We start from the raw sequence: 19485 nt of genomic DNA, 5'->3' as shown, positions 1-19485 counted from the left end.
AATTGTCGGCGCTGGTGACAAATTCGATATCGGCGCTGGATTTTGAGTAATTGTCGGCGCTGGTGACAAATTCGAGTTCGGCGCTGGATTTTGAGTAATCGTTGGTGCTGGTGACAAATTTGATATCGGCGCTGGATTTTGAGTAATTGTCGGCGCTGGTGACAAATTCGAGTTCGGCGCTGGATTTTGAGTAATTGTTGGCGATGGTGACAAATTCGAGTTCGGCGCTGGATTTTGAGTAATTGTTGGCGATGGATTTTGAGTAATTGTCGGCGCTGGTGACAAATTTGATACTGGTACGCTGGGTTCAGTAATTGTCTGCCCAGGTGCAGGTGCGGTTGCGGGCGCAGGTGCTGGCGCAGGTGCTGGTGCGGGTGCTGGTGCGGGTGTCGGTGCAGGTGCTGGCGCGGGTACTGGTGCGGGTGTCGGTGCGGGTGCAGGAGTTCGCCTGGGTGCTGGCGGAGGGTTGGGTGTCGGTGCCGGAGTCGGTGCGGGTGTCGGTGCCGGAGTCGGTGCGGGCGTCGGTTCGGGAGTCGGTGCCGGAGTTGGTTCGGGAGTCGGTGCAGGAGTCGGTGCAGGGGTTGGCGCCGGAGTTGGTTCGGGAGTCGGTGCAGGAGTCGGTGCAGGAGTCGGTGCGGGCGTCGGTGCAGGAGTCGGTGCAGGAGTCGGTGCAGGGGTTGGCGCCGGAGTTGGTTCGGGAGTCGGTGCAGGAGTCGGTGCAGGAGTCGGTGCAGGAGTCGGCGTCGGCGTCGGTGCCGGAGTCGGCGTCGGCGAGGTTGAAGAAGTTGTGATATTAATTTGCGTCGGCTGTACGATCTGAGTCTTTGAGCTGGGAAAACTTCCGGATGCAATAACATTTTCCTTCTTGTCGCTCCCAGTGGCAATGCTGCCAGCAGTACCGTTCAAGCTGTTATAGTTGGGCCCGACGCCGAAAATAGTGTTTGAGGCTTGACCACCGTGGCTAATGGTGATATCTCCACCATTCGCGCTACCAGTCGCGGCCGCGGCAATGCTACAAGCTTGCGCCAAGCAGGTAAAAGTACCTGTAGCTCGGAAATAACGGCCGGCTGAAATGTTAATATTTCCTCCGGCTGTTCGCCCTTGGGTGTTGATACGGGTTACTTCAATGTCATTGCTGGCCTTGAGGGTGACTTGGCCGCCTTTTTTTTCTTCGGAGTTGGCGTCTATGAAGCCTGTTTGAATGCTGCTTGAGGCTGCAATACTAACGTCTCCGGCGTTGCTGGTTTTGTCGATCGAGCCTGCGTTGATATTGCCGGTCTCTACTTTTCCTGTACGGCTGGTGACGGTGATGTTGCCACCTGCTGCGGTGGTGGAGTTGGAGTTGAGGGCGAGAGTGCTAATGTCGCTGCTGGCTTGTAGGACGATCGCACCTTGTGTACTCGTCAGGTTGCCGCTGGCTGCAAGGGTGTTGGCTGCTTGAATTTGGATCGATCGAGCGCTGGCACCTTTGACTGCAACATCCCCCGCAGCTACTATTCGGTTAGATGCTGTAAGTACCAATTGACCGCTTGCATTGACGCTGATTCCTGTAGCATTGGTTTGACCGACCCCTGTCAGCAGTTCCGGCAAGGATGCGACTGCTGTTCCAGGGCTGCTTGTCGCTGACGACGGCTGGATGTCCAAACTCAGCAAACTATCTCCCTGACTGACGCGCACTAAATTTGTCCCGGTGACTGACGCAACGGTAATTTTACCGCCCGGTGCCGAAAGATTGCCTGTGCTGACAACGGTGCCGCCAAGCAAAGTTAAGTTCTGCCCTGACTTGACTGCTAAGTCGGCTGTGTTGACAATTGCCCCAGCTCGATCGGCTCCAAAAGCAAAGGAATTGGGCGTGCCCGTCAGAGATGTGTAGGTGTTAGTACCGATCGCGTTAAACGAATTAGAACCAAATCCAATACCGGTAGCCGTGGTTGCTGTGAAAGAAGCCGGCACATTTAAGCTGGCACTGTTGCCAAATATGATGCCCGAGGGATTCATCAGAAACAAGTTAGCATTACCGCCGGTTAATTGAATTGAGCCGTTAATAATCGAAGGGCTACCGCCATTGATGCGGCCTAAAATGTTGCGAATGCTGGGATTTGAGATAAAGTTGGCTATCTGATTTGGCGACAAACCGAATTGTGTAAAACTGTGGAAGAGATTTTGTTTGTCGTTCGATAATTGTCCGCCTTCAATGTCGAAGCGAGTTTGCGGTGTAGGAGTTCCGCTTGGGGTGGGAGTGACTTTAGTGCCAGTTCCATCGTTCGCTGGCACAATTTGAGCTTCGGCTTTTGCTTGCAAAAAGTAAATATTTATCAAGACTATTTGCACATAAAGTGCCAGTTTGCCAATTCTTTTTCTTGACATTAATTTAGCCGGTATTTGAAGATTCTTGGGGTTTTTCATAGTTTTAAAGGGTTTAATTTTTAATAGGTCGCAACAATAACGTATAGCGGCTATCACAAAGATTCGCGGACGTTGTTGGGCTTGGACTCTCTTGGTTTAAGCGGTTATATAAGCTGTCAGTCATACCTCATTTTTTTGAGAAAGGCTATATCTTCTTTACACTCTCAATATAACTCGCAATACCTAGACTATACATCTGCCACATGATACACTCAAAAAAACGGCATTTTAGACCCACTCCGACGCCGATTAACCGATTTTTTTTTACTCTTATTAAGACTTTCAACGAAGGATGGGGTTAAAAATTAGGTTCTGCGTCCAAGAGCGATCGGGAAAATTTCTGGTCAAACATCTTTGCTTTCCTCGGTTCAAAAACAACAAAGCTATCTCCACGATAGCCTGTAACGAAAATTATGACAAGAAAAAGTATAGCCTTTCTCAAAAAGATGAGGTATGACTCATAGCTTATATAACCAGTTCCACTAAGAGGGCTGAAGCCCAACAACGTACCTCATCTTAAGGTTTGAAGGTTGGTGTGTGTCCCGGAATGTTATTGCTTCTTCTTTCTTCCTTGGGCTACAAGCCAATTTTTTAGAGTTTGCTTGCTGCAACCCGGTTTTTTTTATAAACCGGGTTTGGCGGTTTCTTGGTGTGAGGTTTGGTGACGTAAAACAACTTAAATCCGGCTCACTTTTCCTCTTAAAATCAAATCCACTATTGTCGGTTTCGATCTGCTGCTTTTCGGTTTTAATCGATCGCCATTTTGCTGTTTAAGGGGCTGTCATAGCGGATTTTTGGCAGGATTTAAGAGTTAATTCGGTGAAGTTTGGACGGTGGGCGAGGGACTGGGTGAATCAGGGCTTGGTGAGGATGAACTCGGTGAAGGTGAGCTCGGTGAAGGTGAACTCGGTGAAGGTGAACTCGGTGAAGGTGAACTCGGTGACGATGAACTCGGTGAAGGTGAACTCGGTGAAGATGGATTCGGTGAGGGCTTTGGTGAAGGAGTCGATTGGTCGGATTTTTTGAGACCGACAAAAGCGTCGTAGCGGGTGGTACGATCGCCAATCACGGCCGCTGTAATGCCGATCGACCGCGTGGCATCTATCCAGATTTTTTGGTTGGGAGGAAACTCCGGCAAAGCCAGGTTTTTCGGGTTAAACGCACTCTCGGTGTCGATGAAAAAATTGCCGTTGTGAGGCTTAAGTTGCGATCGTACAGTTTTTTGGAACAATTCGCTACTTAAAAGCGGACTTGTCGGCGCCGGAACGATCGCGTCCACCACGGGTGCTCCTACTGTGATAAACAGCACATCCTTCATCCAGCCGCGAGTTACAGTAATCCCTCCAAACGGCGATTTCCATTGAGTCGCAGGTTGACCGCCAACTTGAATTTCCTCAACTCTATACTGCTTATTTTTCATCATTTCATCAAGCTGTTTCAGGGATTTGTTAGCGGCGCCGCGGTTGTTTGTTTCCACCATAAATACAAATCCAGCAGCAAATTTGTCTTTCGGATTCTGCGCGGGGGCTGGTATTAATGATAAAGAAAATTCTCCCGCCATCCAGTTGATGAAATCTTTATCTAAATCCTGGCCAGTAGTCGATTTTAAACCAGTACGCAAAACTTGAGGATTAATCGGTGCAAGCGGGTTAGCATCAGATCCCAATACGTAGTCTTGCCACAAACGCTGCAAGTTACCGCCCGATACCATCATGATTGTATTGTTTGGCAGGCGATTAGCCATTTTTAGAGCATTATTTTCCACTGCTATACGAGTAGTAGAATCTGGTTTTAGCCAAGAGATTGATTTGAATCCAATTCCGTCTGCATCCAGCGTCGCTGTGGTGGCAAATCCTTGATTTTGTTGCAGTTTTTCCAGGTTTTCTACCGAAATTTCGCGGGATGAGTTGGCGGCTGTAAAGGCTGCTGCAACGGGCATATTCACGTAGATTTGACCGAAGGCACCGACATCCTTAATTTGTTGGATGGCGTCTCCATAGCCAGGAGTTTTTGCGAGGGATGGTTCGCCTTTGTAGGTGTCAATTATTCTGTCTGTGGCGGTGGGATCTGTGGTGACTGCTAGATAGTTTGTTCCGAGTACCGCGACTGAGAAATTGCGATCGGGTATACCTTGAGTTTCTGTAACTTGCACTCCTTTGTAATTGCGCTCAACCATTTTTCCTTGGTTGAGGGGTCTGGGTTTTGCTAATAATTCTTTGGCTTTAATCGGGTTGGAGATGGGCAGGATAATTGCTACTGACTGCTGAATTGGCTGAGGTGGGGGCGCGTTGGGCGCGCGCGGGGGAACTGGTATCGCTGTTTTGTTGCGGAGAAACGCCACCATTACCGTGTTACCCACCCAAGGCTGAATGTCTTGCTGGTAGGCGTAACCGTTGCTTGTCAGGAGGCGATCGCGCAATTCGCTTAAAAACCTTTCAAACGAAGCTTTTGACTCCGGCGTACCAAATTCTCGCAGCCTATTCCACTGCGATTCATCGGTAGTGATGGATAGAGCCATCATCGCATCTTGGGGAACAACGACGGCTCCCGCTGGCAAATCTTTGGCGGGGCCTCGGGAAATGACGATCGAGTATGCGAGGATACCTAAACCGATCAGAAGTGTGGCGGCTCCGATCGTAAACAGCAGGGAAGATTTATCTTTCTTGAACATTATTCGTAAAGTTCTGGTACTCGAAACATCATAAATTATATTGGGGATTGGGCATGGGGAATTGGGAATAGGGCATAGGGCAAACAGGGCATTGGGCATTGGGCATAGTGGGTGCATCTGGCGCAAGGCAAATATATTCGTAGGGACTCTCGCATGACCTCCGTGAATATGGGATTATAACTAATAACTTATATGCGGTCATGCTTCTTCAGGCTTCAAAAACCAGATGTACCCGGCATAGTTAGCGGTTAGCGGTTAGCAGTTAGTAGTTTTTATAATCACAAACAACAAATAACAAATTACCTATGCCCCATGCCCCATGCCCTATGCCCCATGCCCTATGCCCTATTCCCCAATCTTAGTTTCTAGCCTTAAAGTCTTTAAAGATAGTTTGAAATGAGTACATCAGCCTGTGAACATCGTTTGTGGCCCTAGGAAAGATATTGTGTTCCCATTTTTTGCGCGCAGTAGTCAGTAATTTTGCCACTGGTTGCGAGTAACTATTAGAAATGAAATAGCTGCCACCTTCGTAGCGAATATCTGACGCCAATCCGATAAAAGCACCAGCCATTTCTAGTTGAAGTTCCGAGGTGCAGTGTTCAGATTTCACCGCTAAAATTACCTGCGAGTGTCGGGGTTCGCGGTTGAGCAAACGGCAGATATTCGCTTCTTTTTGGTACAGAATTAAAACGTTGCAGTTGTGCAGAACTCCGGCTCTACCTTGCACTTTGACTCCGAGATGAATTTCCAGGGCTGGTTTGTCGGGAAATTCTACAACAGCATGAGTGTATGGATGTGCTGTTCCGTGGATTTTTCCGGCTGTTTTTCTAAACGTTAAATATTTCGGTGTTTCGTCGTCTAAAACATTGTTATAATAGATGTTGCCGCCTTCGTTAGCAACTGCTTTCAGCAGGATGGTGAATAGGTAAGCATCAAAAATTCTAGCTTGTTCTGCCACTCCGTTGAAATCTGGATCGATCGAGCTTTTTAACTTGCTCTTAATTTCAGAATTGATGGCGTAGTTGCTAGGTTCAGAGGGCAGTTTTTCGAGTAATTGCTTGAGGGCGATCGCCTGTTTGTGGCGTGGGGCTGTTAAAGTGGACGTAAACTCGATGGTTTGGGCTGTTTTTGCGCCGGAATTGGCAAAGATAATTTTGGTACCGAGGGGAGAGGTTTCCGATTCTACTTTCAAGAAATAAGCAATCTCGTCTTCCATTTCCGAAGTGTTCACCGTCGCTTGTTCGACAGCAGCAATTAACAGCAAAAGTTGTTCTTTTGCGGTATAATCTTCTATCTTGAGCAGCGGTGTCTTTCGTTTGAGCGATCGCTCTTCAATTACTTTACCTATCTCTACACTATTGGCGACTTGTTCAACTACCCAACCTAAATTAAACTCATTCAGAATGGCCGCCAGTTCTTGACACAGTTTGGCGTACTCTATCTCATCCATAATTGGTTCTGCGTTGCACACTATATCTAATTATACAAGCTGGTTGATTTTTTTGTCAATGGCTGTGATGGAGGGGAGGGGGAGATGGGGAGAGGGGGAGAGGGGGAGATGGGGAGAATGGGGAGATGGGGAGAATGGGGAGATGGGGAGATGGGGAAATTTTTTCTATCGAACTTCAATTGGGATTTATTTAATCCTTTGTAAAATCCGTTGCCGAACTTTCTACGTCTTGAGGGAGACAATTAGCAGTAATAGCAATTTTCAAACAGAATGCAACTGCCGGCCCCATGCTGCAAACTCGCATATCGCTCGATTGTTCCCAATTCTTCAATTCTTCAATTATCCAATTCTTCAAATCTAAAATCTAAAATCTAAAATCTAAAATGGTATAAGCTATTGTACGACATTGAGAGCGATCGCACTATGGCAACTATCAACGACAACTACCTCAAACTCAAAGCCGGCTACCTGTTTCCCGAAATCGGGCGCAGGGTAAAAGCTTATGCAGACGCGAATCCCGGTGCACCCATCATCCGGCTGGGGATTGGCGACGTGACGGAACCGCTACCGGAAGCTTGTCGGGAGGCGATGGTGAAAGCGGTAGCAGACATGGGTTCGCGGGATACCTTCAAAGGATACGGCCCGGAACAAGGTTATGAATGGCTGCGGGAGAAAATTGCAGAGCACGACTTCAAGTCGCGGGGATGCGATATTGATGCTTCGGAAATCTTTATTTCTGATGGTTCTAAGTGCGATTGCGGCAATATTCTCGATATTTTCGGCAATAATAATACGATCGCAGTTACAGATCCAGTTTACCCGGTGTACGTAGACACGAACGTGATGGCGGGACACACGGGAGATGCGAACGAAAATGGCGAATACGAAGGTTTTGTGTACCTCCCAATATCCGCAGACAACAATTTTACCGCCCAAATTCCCACAGACAAGAAAGTCGATTTAATTTACCTGTGTTTCCCCAACAATCCGACGGGCGCAACCGCAACCAAGGAACACTTGCAAGCTTGGGTAAACTATGCTAAAGCGAACGGTTCGATTATTTTCTTCGATGCAGCCTACGAAGCCTATATTACCGATCCGAGCCTACCACACTCCATCTACGAGATTGAAGGGGCGCGCGATTGTGCGATCGAATTTCGTTCATTCTCGAAGAATGCTGGTTTCACGGGTACTCGCTGCGCCTTAACAGTCGTACCGAAAACTTTGACAGGAAAAGCCGCCGACGGTTCCGATGTCGAAATTTGGAAGTTGTGGAATCGCCGCCAATCTACTAAATTTAACGGCGTTTCTTACATCGTGCAGCGCGGTGCAGAGGCAGTTTATTCTGAGAAAGGTAAGGCAGAGATTCAGGCGTTAGTCAATTTTTACATGGAAAATGCTGCAATTATCCGCGAGAAATTGACAGCAGCAGGAATTGAGGTTTTTGGCGGCGAAAATGCACCTTATGTGTGGGTGAAAACACCGAATGGTTTGTCGAGTTGGGATTTCTTCCAGAAGTTACTAGAAACTTGTAATGTGGTGGGAACACCCGGTTCTGGTTTTGGTGCAGCGGGCGAAGGTTATTTCCGTATTTCGGCGTTTAATAGTCGGGAGAATGTGGAGGAAGCAATGAGACGAATTGTGGAGAAGTTTAAGGTGTAAAACGGCGAGAGATAAGTCTTTTTGGGGGCGGGCAAGATGCCCACCCCACAAGAAACTTGATGTATTGTGGAACAGGCATCTTGCCTGTTTCTTTGGGCGGGCAAGATGCCCACCCCACAAGAATTTATTAATGTGTTGTGGAACAGGCATCTTGGCTGTTCCTGAAAATAGTAAAAGATGTGAGTTATAATCTAAAATGATTGTGGCTCAGCGTTTCAATAAAGAATACCAGCCAACACCAGGAGTTTTTTATGCACTTGCTACGAGTTCAAGTTCCTGATTTTCGGGGATTAAAAAATATAGACATCACTTTTGAAAAAGATTTTGTTCCTAGTATTTTTCCGCTGGGAAGCCAAAATGGCGGCGGTAAAAGTACGCTGTTGCAGTTAATTTTTGTATTGCTGCACTGTTCTGTTGATGACGAGAAAAAACCGTTTATACAGAATCTGCTTCAGGGATTTAAAATTTTGGGCTGGGAAGAAAAAAAAATAGCAATCATTGATATTTGGGATGGAAAAAATATTGTCAAACTTGAATTTTATTGCCAAATTAGTTTTGAAGAGGAAAAATATTCCCCAGAGTATGATTATAGAGGCGACGATGAAAATATCAATGAGGAAAATAATATCATATATATATGTTCTCTTGAAAAGTTTGAAGATGAAGATGATATGACAACTATAGCAAGTACAGAGTTAAAATGTCGTTTTAACAATCAAAGCCAGGAGCAAGTAAAATCATTCCTAAAGAAGATATCGCAGAAAATTTTTCTAGCAGCTCCTTCGACACAGATTTTTTTATTTCTCCCGCAAAAATCTAGGGAACTATTATTTAAAAAATCCAGTACCGGAGACAATAATTATTATGGTATACTCGAATCAGCACGATCTGAATTACAAGGCTTGTTTACCTATGACTTCCTTGCTGTAGAGCTACTTATTGAATCATTTGAGGCTGCTCGCGATCGCGATTTCGGAGAAGCGATACAAACAGGTAGCTACGGGAACAGTTATCAAACTCTAATTAAGGACTTAAATCTGCTGTTAGGGAATAAAAGGATAAATTTAAATAAAGATTTTTCGGGAGTTAACTTTAAATTGGATCATAATGGTGAGACTATAGAACTATATCCCGAAGATTTAAGTCACGGCGAACTCAAAAGACTTAGCATTTATATATGGCTCAAATCCCGGAGCATAGAAAATGCTATAGTTTTGATGGATGAAGTTGAAATTGCTTTTCATCCAGATTGGCAATATCAAATTATATCAGACCTCAAAGAGTGGGCACCGAGCAATCAATATATTCTGGCAACTCACTCCTACGCATTGTGTGAAGCTTTGACACCTGCTCATGTTAAAGAAATCGAGCCAAAACTAATCAAACAAGAATCCTAATACTAGAAATGAGTCTGAATTCAAAACAGCTAAAAGAACATTGCAAGATGATTCTTGAATCTCGCAGAATTAAGAATAAAATTGTTGTTCTCTGCGAGGGTGTTATTTCAACAATCGAGGGTATAAAATCGCCTCAAGCTTATAAAAACATGGAGACACTGCCGGATGCAAACTTTTATAATGCTTGCGTTCCAAAATGGTGGACTCAGAAACGACCACAATTTTTCAACTGTGGCGATCGCGAAACTGTAATCAATACTTATTTCAATCTTTTAAGATTACACGAACAGCCTACCACTAACTCGTATTTAGATCCAAATCGGCTTTTTGCAATGATAGATTTAGACTTGCACTTGCAAAAGATTAATATTGATAATTACAGTTTTCGTGATACAGAAGCAATTTTTTGCAGTCTTTACGAAAATTCCCAGGTGAAAGCACAAAATGCAGCACAGCACCGGATATGGATTACAGGCTTGATTCATAAGGAGGCATATTTTGTCACACCTGAACTTCAATCAGTATTTGATGATTATCCTAATTCTCCGATGTATCAGGATAATCCTGTTCAACTGAATACTATTTATATGGATATGGCTGATAAAATTAGTAGCGATCCAGACTTGAAGAATAACCTTAACATACATAGAGCGCTCGATCGCATAAATCATTGTTTAAATTGTACGGACTTAGATAAACTTCAGGATTCATGGAAAACTGAGTTTGAAAATACGTCTGATGAAACGCGCAAGCAGCAATTAATTATGGCTTTGCTCACAATTAAAAAAGCTAAAAATTCTTGGGAAAAAATTATGTCACCCGTTGGCTGGAGTGGTAAAGAGCGCCAATCTGATGAGGATCGCAAAGCTATAGAACGCCGATTTAGAGAACAACTATCACTAAAGATTGGAGAATTTTATTCACAGCAAAGTAGCGATGTTAAGTGTCATATTCCTTTTTTTTTCAACACATTGCATGAGTTCGTTTGAATAAAACACCTCAATTATAATTTTGCAAGATATCGGCTTACACTAAACCAGCTTGAAAAATCTGATTGGCTGTGAGGTTCAAATCGGGAAAAGTTTGCGACACAATCCGATCGCACTCCCGAAACTTGAGAATTTGATATTCACCATCAACCAAGTTACACACAGAAATAGTCGGCTGTTTCGGATTACCAATAAAATTGCGTCCACCCAACGCAGCATAGTCCACAATCCAATATTCAGCGATACCCATCTCCTCATAATCACCATATTTCAAATAGTAATCATCGCGCCAATTGGTTGACACAACTTCGATCGCCAAAGGTATCGATGCACCTAAACTGAGGACAGATTGTTTTTGCCACAATGGTTCATTCACAAGGTTTGCACGGTTCAGCACCAACAAATCGGGGCAATAACCAGAATCTTTTTCAGGAGGTCTAACTATCACTTGGCGAGGGATACCATAGGGCAATGCCAGACGTTTGATTTCATAAGGAATTTCGATGCCAAGAAAGCTGATAACTTCCTCGTGTTCGCCTACTGGTTGTGCCATCTCAACAATCTCTCCATTATGCAGTTCGTAGCGTACCGTCGCATTTTCAGGTAGCGACTCTACAAATTCCTCGAAGTTTACGAGTTTGGGTAAAGTTTGAGTCATAGGTTTTTAAAATGACTGATAATACTAATTATACCAAATCTGGCTTTGATGTCTAGCAATCATAAATCTGCGATCGCCCATCTCTTCTCGTTGCCCGTGCTACACTCAACAGATATCTTCAAAAACTCTTGTGAGGTAGGCATCCTGCCTGCCTTTGGCAGAAACTTAACAACTAGCTCTCAATTCAGCTTATGATTGTTATCGCTCCCGTCCTCAAACCTATTAGCCAGATTCAGCTTACTCCCGGTAGTGTCGTAACTATTCCCAATATAACTTGGCTCGAATTCGAGTCGATTTTGGAAGAATTGGGAGAAAAGCGATCGGCACGAGTTGCTTACAGCAAAGAAACTTTAGAAATTATGGTTCCTTTACCCGAACACGAAAGACCCACAGATTTAATCTCTGATATTGTCAAAATTTTACTCAAGTCTGCGGGTAGAAGATACGAACCATTTGGTTCTACTACTTTCAAGCGGGAAGGTGCAGCGGGAATTGAACCTGATGCTTGCTTTTATATTCTAAATTATCAGCGGATGATTAGTCGTCGCCGACTTTTGCCGGACGATCCGCCGCCGGATTTAGCAATTGAAACGGATGTAGCTTCTAAAACTACGCTCGATGCTTATCTAGCTATTGAAGTTCCAGAAGTCTGGGTTTACGACAGCGGCAGACTTCGCATCTATTTGCTGCAAGAAGGAGAGTATGTAGAATCGGATATTAGTCCGAATTTTCCAGGAATTGCGATCGCCAAACTGATTCCTTCTACAGTGGAACGTGCTTTGCAGGTAGGAAGTTGTCAAGCGCTAGAAGAATTTGAAAGTGCGATCGCCCGATAGTCCCAAACTTTAAATCGCGATCGATCGTTGACTTTTAATGAAATCCTAAATGTCCGTTAGCGAAGCCCTCGAAGAGGATCGCACTTTACCAACTGAGTCAAAAGAGCGTTAGCGAAGCCCTCGAAGAGGATCGCACTTAATCACCCATCTTGTACCATCCAAACTAGCATTCCCAAAATTTGCTCCAGCGGAACCAAGGCATAATCATTAAGATCCAGTGATACAGTTTTTTCCTCCAATTTAAGAAATCGCCACTGCGTACCGTTGCTAACACTCCCATAAACAACAGGAATTGGTTTTCCCTTCGCTTCATTAAACTTCTGCATTGCTACCATTTCGGCAATACACTGTCCAATTCCTGTTTTTAAATCTGCTTTTTTAGCTTCAACAACTGCGACTGCTGGTGCTTCAATTTCTAACATTTCTGAAGAGCGACTAATCAAGAAATCACAAATTCCATTCAGTCCTTGTTTGAAATCTACGGTAAAGTCTTCTCCCGAAAACAAGCTAATCTTCTCCTGCAAAATCTTTCTGACTTCGAGCAGTACGGGGGTAATAATCATTTCCGATCGCGCTTTTTCACTTCCTGTCGCCACAGCTACGGGTAAACTGTGCGCCAAAAAATCTGTCAGGGTTGCACTTGGAGCGATCGGAGTTATTTGCGGTAGAAATCGCGGGCCTTCTACAGTTGTTAATCCAAAGGCTTGTTTGACTTTGACAATTGTGGTGAACTCGCTGTAAGACATCGCTCAATTTCTCCTAATACCTATTGGCGCCATTTTTTCAACCCCCACAGGTCGATAAATTGTATCCCTTTGCTGATAATCTCGCCCCAAAGAACTAATCGCATTTTGCAAATCTTCTACAGATTGACAACCGCCGCCAACCGCACCTGCCATCGTGGTAATGTGTTCTTCCATCAATGTGCCGCCGATGTCGTTGCAACCCCATTTTAACGCTTCTTTAGCTCCGTCTAAACCTAATTTCACCCAACTCGGTTGGTGATTGGAAATCGTATTTCCCAAGAAGATTCTCGATACTGCGGTGAGCAACAATGTATCTGCTAAAATTGGTTGATCGCGGCCGACTCGACTGCGTAAAGGGGCTGGTGCTTCTTGCCCGACAAAGGGCAGTAAAATGAATTCTGTGATGCGAGCTGGATAGTTGTTGTTAATGGCACTTTGTTGGAGCGATCGCACTTTTTCTAAATGCAAAACCTGCTGCCCTGCCGTCTCAATATGCCCGCAAAGCATCGTACTCGTTGTCGGCAAACCTAAGCTGTGAGCAGTTCCTACGATTTCTAGCCAAGTTGCCGAATCTAGTTTTTCCGGGCAAATCACCCGTCGCACCGCATCGTCGAGAACCTCCGCCGCAGTACCAGGTATCGAACCGACTCCCGCATCCCGCAATGCCGAAATTACATAGCTGAAACTAAGACGATCTTGTCTGGCAATAAATTCTATTTCTTGGGGCGAAAAAGCGTGCAAGTGTAACTGCGGAAATTTATCCTTAATAGTTTTCACTAATTGCAGATAATAAGGCAAAGATCCGCCATTAAGCTTTGCTTGAAGATTTAAGCCGCCCTGCATACAAATTTCCGTCGCACCCCGCTGCACTGCATCTGTTGCCTTGTCCTGAATTTGGGCTGTATCCAACCAAAAAGCGCCCTCATCTCCGTCGTCGCGGCGGAATGCACAGAAACTGCAATGCTGCTCGCAAATATTGGTGAAATTAATATTGCGGTTGATAACATAAGTAACAATATCGCCTGATTGTCGGTGGCGGAGCAAGTCAGCGGTTGTTTGAATAGAAGCGATCGCATCTGGCTCTCTTTGCTGCAAAAGTACCAATGCCTCTGCGCTAGAGATGTTATAAAGTTGTAAAGCGCGATCGAGAATTGCATCAACAGTTTTATTTTCCGATTCAGTCACAAAATCCACCACTAAAATTAACGGCTTTTTATATCTTAACAAATCAACTATGGACGAAACAGATTCTAAAGTATAAAGTCGTAAAAAAACATCTTTTCATTTTAAGAAACGGTAACTATGAGCGTCAACGAAGCAAATCACCTGTTGCCAGTGCCGTCTGGGCCTTTGCAAATTCCTGCTGTAGGGACTTGTGGTTCAACTTTTGCAGAAGATACACAGCCAATTTATTTTTCCTTGGTGATTCCCACCTACAACGAGTGCAAGAATGTCAAAAGTATTGTGGAACAATTGAGCAAGTTGCTTGATGGCAGCATTCCCGGCAACTACGAATTAATTGTAGTCGATGACAACAGCCCCGATCGCACCTGGGAAGTTGCCCTGTCCCTGACGGCCGAATATCCGCAATTGCAGGTGATGCGCCGGGAAGACGAGCGTGGACTTTCGACAGCGGTAATTCGCGGGTGGCAGGCTGCTCGGGGCGAGGTTTTGGGTGTCATCGATGCCGACTTGCAGCATCCGCCGGAGACGCTATTGCAGCTTTTAGCAGAAATTCAGCGGGGGGCAGATTTGGCCGCTGCGAGCCGCCACGTAGCCGAGGGCGGGGTGAGCGACTGGAGCGTTGTCAGGAGATTTTTGTCGCGGGGCGCTCAAACTGTTGGATTGATTATACTGCCTGGAGTCGTCGGTAGAGTTTCCGATCCAATGAGCGGCTATTTTATGGTGCGTCGCAGTTGCATTGCCGGCCAAACCATGAATCCTGCGGGTTACAAAATCTTGATTGAAGTGCTCGGTAGGGGCAATATCCGCTGGATTGGAGAAGTTGGTTATGTATTTCAGGAGCGGAAAGAAGGCGAGAGCAAAGTTACTGGGAAACAGTATATTGAGTATTTGCGACATTTGTTCATATTGCGGTTTGCCCGCTGGCCAGTGGGTAAGTTTCTGCGATTTGGCATCGTGGGTTTCAGCGGTGTGTTTGTCAATATGGGGGTTTTGTACGTGCTGCGAAATAGTCTGCATTTGGAGCTGACTCGCAGTCTAATTATTGCTGCTGAATTAGCAATTATTAGTAATTTTTTGTGGAATGATTTGTGGACTTTTGGGGACATTTCTAAGCGGCAACCGGGAAATCGCCAGCGTTTCAAACGCCTGTTGAAGTTTAATACAATTTGCTTGATGGGTTTGATTTTGAATGTGCTGCTGGTTAATTTGATGTTTAATGTTTTTGGCATCAATGAATATTTGGCTAATTTAATTGCGATCGTGGCTGTGACTCTTTGGAATTTCTGGATCAACATGAAGCTGAGCTGGCGGGTAACGGAAGTTGATTAGGGAATTGGGAATTGGGAATGGGGCATGGGGCAGTGGGCAGTGGGCGGTCAACTGATAACACACAACTGACAACACACAACTGACAACACACAACTGACAACACACAACTGACTGAATTAATGATTAAGCATAAACAACTGTTGTTGCTATTACTGTGGACGGCGATCGCCCTAATGCTACGTTTTGCCAATTTGGACTCGAAACCGCTGTGGACGGATGAGTTTTCGACTCTGGTGTTTAGTTTGGGCAACAGTTTTCGCGGGGTGCCGATCGATCGCCCGATCGCACTTTCGACTCTACTACAACCGCTGCAATTGGGCCCGGATGCTGGCATTGCAGATGTTCTCAAGCATTTGCTGGTGGAAAGCAACCATCCGCCAGTGTATTTTATGGTAGCCCACTGGTGGATGCGGCTGTTTGCACCGACTGAGGATAGTTTAGTGTGGATTGGGCGATCGCTTCCGGCATTATTAGGAGTGATTTCAGTTCCAGCTATCTACCTTTTAGGCAAATTTGCGTTCAATTCTCGTTTAGTCGGTCAATGTGCGGCTGCGATGATGGCAGTTTCTCCCTACGGCATTTATCTTGCTCAAGAAGCCCGCCATTATACCTTAGCAATTTTATTAGTTATTGCGTCTCTTTTTTGCTTGACAGTAGCTGCAAAAAAGCTGCAACAGCGCGCTCCAATGCCTATCTGGACGGTGCTATTTTGGATAATTGTTAATTGTTTGGGAATTGCGGTTCACTACTTTTTTGCCTTGACTTTGTGTGCGGAAGCCATAGCATTGATTGCTGTAATCTGGCAGCAGTTTTATGGAAAATTGGCGCTTTCAGAGAGTCAGCAGCCGAATATTTGGCAATTTCAAATCCTCTGGCGGCTTTTCGCAGTAGCGCTGGGGACTGTAGCGGGCGGTTTAGTATGGCTACCGATATTTTTGTCGAATAAATACGGTAGCGAGCTCACGAATTGGATTGTCAGTGGCGATCGCACATTTGTAGATTGGATTGCGCCGATTTTCCAAGCTTTGGCGGGATGGATCGCTGTGATATCGCTGCTTCCGGTGGAATCGTCAAATCTGGCCGTGGTGGTTGGATCTGCGATCGTAATGGCAATATTTTTGATCTGGGTGCTTCCCATCCTGTTTAACGCTGTGAAAAATGCCTTAAAAACCACCGATACTCATTTAGGTACTGTTATTTTTGGCGGATTTGTGCTAGGAGCAATTTTCCTATTTTTCAGCTTTGCATACATTCTAGGAATTGACCTAACTCGCGGCCCTCGATACAATTTCGTCTACTTTCCGGGAGTGATATTAATATTAGGAGTAACTTTAGCATTTATTTATGACACACCTACAATAAAAACTCGATGGTTTAATTTACCTGCTGTAGAATTTACTGGCAAAAAAGCAGTTCTGCTAATTTTAGTAATGGGTTTTGTCAGCAGTGTAACAGTAAATTCCAATCTCGGCTATCGCAAATATTACAAACCAGACTTGTTAATTCCGATTATCCGCGAAGTCTCGCAAGTTCCCGTGTTAATTGCTACTACTCAAAAAACTCATGTAGAAATAGGAGAGTTGATGGGGATAGGATTGGAATGGGAAAAGAGTCAGAAGGAAGAAGGAAGAGGGAAGAAGGAAGAAGGAAGAGGAAAGAAGGAAATTAAAGCCTTTGATTCTCCACAGTTTCTTTTAGTTAAGCAGAGAAGGGAATCGCCGGAAATTGTGGCAGGGATACTTGACAAGACACTCAGTCAATTGGAACGTCCGCTAGATTTGTGGTTAGTAAATTTTCGCGCGCCCGTAAATTTAGCAGCACAAAAGTGTCAGATTGAATCTCGCGACTTGTCACCTGTTGATGGTTATGAATATCAAGTTTATCACTGTTCTTAAATTACCATTTATTCCTCAAATATCCCTAAATCCCCCTTAATAAGCAGGGCGATTTTATTATCGTCAGACAAATTAGGTACGTAGTTGCGCTTCAGCGCTCTTAATAATATCAGGAAAAAGCGCCCAAGCCCAACTAGGCAGCGCAGTTTTAAAATTAGGTACGTAGTTGCGCTTCAGCGCTCTTAATAATATCAGGAAAAAGCGCTTTGCAGTACAATCAGGAATGTTCGATCGAACGCTAACAGTCAGCGGCAAAATACTTAATTAAGACGCTCATCACTTCACCTCGATTTTGAGTCGGAACAAACGGACTCCAGTCAGTAGCGCAGGCAAAATTATCGCGATGAAAAGAATGAATGACGCGGGAAACAACAGGGCGAGAACTGATAATGAACAGTTTCAAGAGTTCTCGGTTAACTGAATTGGGCAAGTTTGGTTCCTTAGCAGGGCGCCCAATGAGTTCGGTAGTTGGATTTTCTGTCCCAATCTCGAAAGCAAGTATTAATTCGGTATTGGGTAGCAGTTGTCGGATGACTTTCAGGGAAGATTCTGCTTCGCTGCGGCTGCGAAATTGTCCGATGGGTAAGCGCTGAAAGTTGGGCAGCAGTCGGTAAATAATCCAGGAATTCGTAGTTTCTGGGGTGTTCATGGCTGTATTCTAAATTGGGTATGTTTGCCCACAGGAAAGTGACAGACTTGCACCTTTGATTTTTAGTGCATTCTGTTTTGACTATGGCTGTGCCTACCGCAATTAATTTAATCGCTCAAATTAATCACTTAAAGTAGACTGCTATAATAATATGGTAAAAAAAAGGCAACGTCAACGGCAACTAGAAAACGAGTTGCCTTTTCGGAGACTGCGAGAGGACGCTAACTTGAGCCAAGAAGAGTTGGCTGTGCGGATGGGGGTGTCGGCTTCGTCGGTGCGGCGATGGGAAAAGGGAGACGAACCTACGATGACTATTCGGCAAATCAGGGATTTTTGCCGTTTGGTGGGGGTATCTTTTGATGAGTTGCCGGATTATCTCAGTCGGTGGGTAGATGAGGAGGAGTCATAGGAGGTCGATCGGGCGATCGCACTTTTGCTTAAAATAAGTACGTTACCGAAGCTGATTAAGACGATGAAAGTGCAATTTTTGTCTGTTCAACCTGCGACATAAGCAGTTAATCTAGAAACTCGTCAAAGGGCGATCGCAATTGTTGAGAAATTACCAGCAGCTATGCTGGATGAGGCAGTTAAGTTTCTGGAATCTTTGTCTGTTAAGGCTAATTTGCTTGAATAGCGATGTTTTTTTCAATCCTGTCTGACGCTATCGGGCACGCCCACCGCCGAAATACCCGATATCGCCCTTAAATTTTGACACCGAATCAACTCGTTGAAATCCAAAGTACGCTGTTCTATCTGCGCCACAGATTCGATCGCCCCCAGGAGATGTCCCGCCGCCTCAGATTCACTGTAACCGCGCCTTCCCGCCACCCGAATCGCCGTTTCGTCGGCATCTAATTCTACTTGCGAACTGCGGTTGTCGCGCCAAATTCGAGTCATCGCCAGTCCCGTCAACCCACCGGCGATCGCAATTCCGATCGCATCTCCCTGCAACAATTCTACAACAGTGCCGAGAATACCCGCCACAGCCGCCCCTTGATAAATATCCGGCTTAAACCACTTGAAATTGCCCAGAAAACTTACAGTACGCAATAGCAGTAAATCCCGCTGCGGCTTAGATAGCAGGCGCCACAAATCAAAATTAATATAAATCGGGCGAGATTGATGCCAAGGTAAAGGAAAATCGCAATTAATTACCGTCGATTGTTGAGGTTTATTAATAATTTTACAAGTCATGCGGCCCGAGGCGGGCATCACATCTAACAGGCGGCGAATTTCTGGTTCTGGATTCATAGATTTTTGGGGTAATTGGTAATTGGTAATTGGTAATTGCAAAAAAAACAATCTTATCTATCAGAGACTCGTAGGGGCGGGTTCACCAACAATATTTAACTCCCATCAATAACCTACATAAACCCGCCCCCACACAACCAATAAACTACATCAAATTATCTATCAGGGACTCGTAGGGGCGGGTTCACCAACAATATTTAACTCCCATCAATAACCTACATAAACCCGCCCCCACACAACCAATAAACTACATCAACTTTGATTTCGCTCCAATACGAAAATATAACTGTAACATTACTTACGCCATAGGCACAAAATAAAGGTTAATTTTTAAGTACGTTGTTGCGCTTGGGCGCTCTTT

The 19485-nt window shown here is 45.0% G+C and carries 16 protein-coding genes; 7 read left to right on the top strand and 9 right to left on the bottom strand.

All coding sequences use genetic code 11. The features are described 5' to 3' along the window. From JGK22_RS06225 to JGK22_RS06210, 4 genes are all read right to left on the bottom strand, one after another. Positions 1-2367: filamentous hemagglutinin N-terminal domain-containing protein (locus JGK22_RS06225; RefSeq protein WP_293312546.1), on the bottom strand; the 2367-nt coding region annotated here is incomplete at its 3' end. An 850-nt stretch (positions 2368-3217) separates the two neighbouring features. Then, entirely contained in the window at positions 3218-5077 is a 1860-nt protein-coding gene (locus tag JGK22_RS06220) for a DUF3352 domain-containing protein (RefSeq protein ID WP_293193445.1), read from the bottom strand. A 358-nt stretch (positions 5078-5435) separates the two neighbouring features. Further along, positions 5436-6527 (bottom strand): hypothetical protein, encoded by a 1092-nt coding sequence (locus JGK22_RS06215; protein ID WP_293174422.1) that lies wholly within the window; start codon positions 6525-6527, stop codon positions 5436-5438. A gap of 190 nt (positions 6528-6717) precedes the next feature. Next, complete coding sequence (locus JGK22_RS06210) at positions 6718-6882, bottom strand: hypothetical protein (RefSeq protein ID WP_293174425.1); 165 nt, start codon at positions 6880-6882, stop codon at positions 6718-6720. A 68-nt stretch (positions 6883-6950) separates the two neighbouring features. Here JGK22_RS06210 and JGK22_RS06205 point away from each other — a divergent pair, with 68 nt between their 5' ends. The 3 genes from JGK22_RS06205 (at position 6951) to JGK22_RS06195 (ending at position 10575) form a co-directional block, all read left to right on the top strand. Continuing rightward, the gene (locus JGK22_RS06205; protein ID WP_293226185.1) at positions 6951-8189 is read left to right on the top strand and encodes an LL-diaminopimelate aminotransferase; all 1239 of its coding nucleotides are present in this window, start codon (positions 6951-6953) and stop codon (positions 8187-8189) included. Positions 8190-8440: 251 nt separating this feature from the next. After that, positions 8441-9586: an AAA family ATPase gene (locus tag JGK22_RS06200; protein WP_293312544.1), complete on the top strand. Its 1146-nt coding sequence runs from the start codon at positions 8441-8443 to the stop codon at positions 9584-9586. A gap of 8 nt (positions 9587-9594) precedes the next feature. Further along, complete coding sequence (locus JGK22_RS06195; protein ID WP_293312542.1) at positions 9595-10575, top strand: hypothetical protein; 981 nt, start codon at positions 9595-9597, stop codon at positions 10573-10575. A 37-nt stretch (positions 10576-10612) separates the two neighbouring features. On the opposite strand, the gene JGK22_RS06190 is transcribed toward JGK22_RS06195, so the two are convergent. Continuing rightward, complete coding sequence (locus tag JGK22_RS06190) at positions 10613-11233, bottom strand: Uma2 family endonuclease (RefSeq protein ID WP_293195639.1); 621 nt, start codon at positions 11231-11233, stop codon at positions 10613-10615. Between the two features lie 191 nt (positions 11234-11424). On the opposite strand from JGK22_RS06190, the gene JGK22_RS06185 reads away from it, so the two are divergent. Continuing rightward, positions 11425-12069, top strand: coding sequence for a Uma2 family endonuclease (locus tag JGK22_RS06185; RefSeq protein ID WP_293174440.1), 645 nt, complete (start codon positions 11425-11427; stop codon positions 12067-12069). Positions 12070-12209: 140 nt separating this feature from the next. On the opposite strand, the gene JGK22_RS06180 is transcribed toward JGK22_RS06185, so the two are convergent. Together JGK22_RS06180 and cofH are read right to left on the bottom strand one after the other, a co-directional pair. Further along, the gene (locus JGK22_RS06180) at positions 12210-12815 is read right to left on the bottom strand and encodes a hypothetical protein (RefSeq protein WP_293174443.1); all 606 of its coding nucleotides are present in this window, start codon (positions 12813-12815) and stop codon (positions 12210-12212) included. 3 nt (positions 12816-12818) lie between these two features. Further along, positions 12819-14000 carry a 7,8-didemethyl-8-hydroxy-5-deazariboflavin synthase subunit CofH gene (cofH, locus tag JGK22_RS06175; protein WP_293174446.1) on the bottom strand — a complete coding sequence of 394 codons (1182 nt, stop codon included), beginning with the start codon at positions 13998-14000 and terminating at the stop codon, positions 12819-12821. Between the two features lie 117 nt (positions 14001-14117). Here cofH and JGK22_RS06170 point away from each other — a divergent pair, with 117 nt between their 5' ends. After that, entirely contained in the window at positions 14118-15329 is a 1212-nt protein-coding gene (locus JGK22_RS06170) for a glycosyltransferase (protein WP_293193442.1), read from the top strand. A gap of 119 nt (positions 15330-15448) precedes the next feature. Next, a complete protein-coding gene (locus JGK22_RS06165) occupies positions 15449-17224 on the top strand; it encodes a glycosyltransferase family 39 protein (RefSeq protein WP_293208090.1) in 1776 nt (591 codons plus the stop codon). A 238-nt stretch (positions 17225-17462) separates the two neighbouring features. Here JGK22_RS06165 and JGK22_RS06160 read toward each other — a convergent pair whose 3' ends face one another. Next, the gene (locus JGK22_RS06160; protein ID WP_293195644.1) at positions 17463-17873 is read right to left on the bottom strand and encodes a hypothetical protein; all 411 of its coding nucleotides are present in this window, start codon (positions 17871-17873) and stop codon (positions 17463-17465) included. 151 nt (positions 17874-18024) lie between these two features. Here JGK22_RS06160 and JGK22_RS06155 point away from each other — a divergent pair, with 151 nt between their 5' ends. After that, the gene (locus JGK22_RS06155) at positions 18025-18282 is read left to right on the top strand and encodes a helix-turn-helix transcriptional regulator (protein ID WP_293195646.1); all 258 of its coding nucleotides are present in this window, start codon (positions 18025-18027) and stop codon (positions 18280-18282) included. A gap of 236 nt (positions 18283-18518) precedes the next feature. On the opposite strand, the gene JGK22_RS06150 is transcribed toward JGK22_RS06155, so the two are convergent. Then, positions 18519-19124 (bottom strand): DUF3318 domain-containing protein, encoded by a 606-nt coding sequence (locus JGK22_RS06150; protein ID WP_293193440.1) that lies wholly within the window; start codon positions 19122-19124, stop codon positions 18519-18521. Positions 19125-19485 lie beyond the last annotated feature (361 nt).

Origin of the sequence: Microcoleus sp. PH2017_08_TRC_O_A (assembly GCF_020738665.1) — a bacterium.
GTDB lineage: Bacteria > Cyanobacteriota > Cyanobacteriia > Cyanobacteriales > Microcoleaceae > Microcoleus.
This window is presented reverse-complemented; position numbering and strand designations above follow the sequence as displayed.

Bases quoted from the DNA above. Each gene is read 5' to 3' on its own strand.
- JGK22_RS06220 (WP_293193445.1), bottom strand. From the start codon at position 5,077: ATGTTCAAGAAAGATAAATCTTCCCTGCTGTTTACGATCGGAGCCGCC.
- JGK22_RS06215 (WP_293174422.1), bottom strand. From the start codon at position 6,527: ATGGATGAGATAGAGTACGCCAAACTGTGTCAAGAACTGGCGGCCATT.
- JGK22_RS06205 (WP_293226185.1), top strand. From the start codon at position 6,951: ATGGCAACTATCAACGACAACTACCTCAAACTCAAAGCCGGCTACCTG.
- JGK22_RS06200 (WP_293312544.1), top strand. From the start codon at position 8,441: ATGCACTTGCTACGAGTTCAAGTTCCTGATTTTCGGGGATTAAAAAAT.
- JGK22_RS06195 (WP_293312542.1), top strand. From the start codon at position 9,595: ATGAGTCTGAATTCAAAACAGCTAAAAGAACATTGCAAGATGATTCTT.
- JGK22_RS06190 (WP_293195639.1), bottom strand. From the start codon at position 11,233: ATGACTCAAACTTTACCCAAACTCGTAAACTTCGAGGAATTTGTAGAG.
- JGK22_RS06185 (WP_293174440.1), top strand. From the start codon at position 11,425: ATGATTGTTATCGCTCCCGTCCTCAAACCTATTAGCCAGATTCAGCTT.
- JGK22_RS06180 (WP_293174443.1), bottom strand. From the start codon at position 12,815: ATGTCTTACAGCGAGTTCACCACAATTGTCAAAGTCAAACAAGCCTTT.
- JGK22_RS06170 (WP_293193442.1), top strand. From the start codon at position 14,118: ATGAGCGTCAACGAAGCAAATCACCTGTTGCCAGTGCCGTCTGGGCCT.
- JGK22_RS06165 (WP_293208090.1), top strand. From the start codon at position 15,449: ATGATTAAGCATAAACAACTGTTGTTGCTATTACTGTGGACGGCGATC.
- JGK22_RS06160 (WP_293195644.1), bottom strand. From the start codon at position 17,873: ATGAACACCCCAGAAACTACGAATTCCTGGATTATTTACCGACTGCTG.
- JGK22_RS06155 (WP_293195646.1), top strand. From the start codon at position 18,025: ATGGTAAAAAAAAGGCAACGTCAACGGCAACTAGAAAACGAGTTGCCT.
- JGK22_RS06150 (WP_293193440.1), bottom strand. From the start codon at position 19,124: ATGAATCCAGAACCAGAAATTCGCCGCCTGTTAGATGTGATGCCCGCC.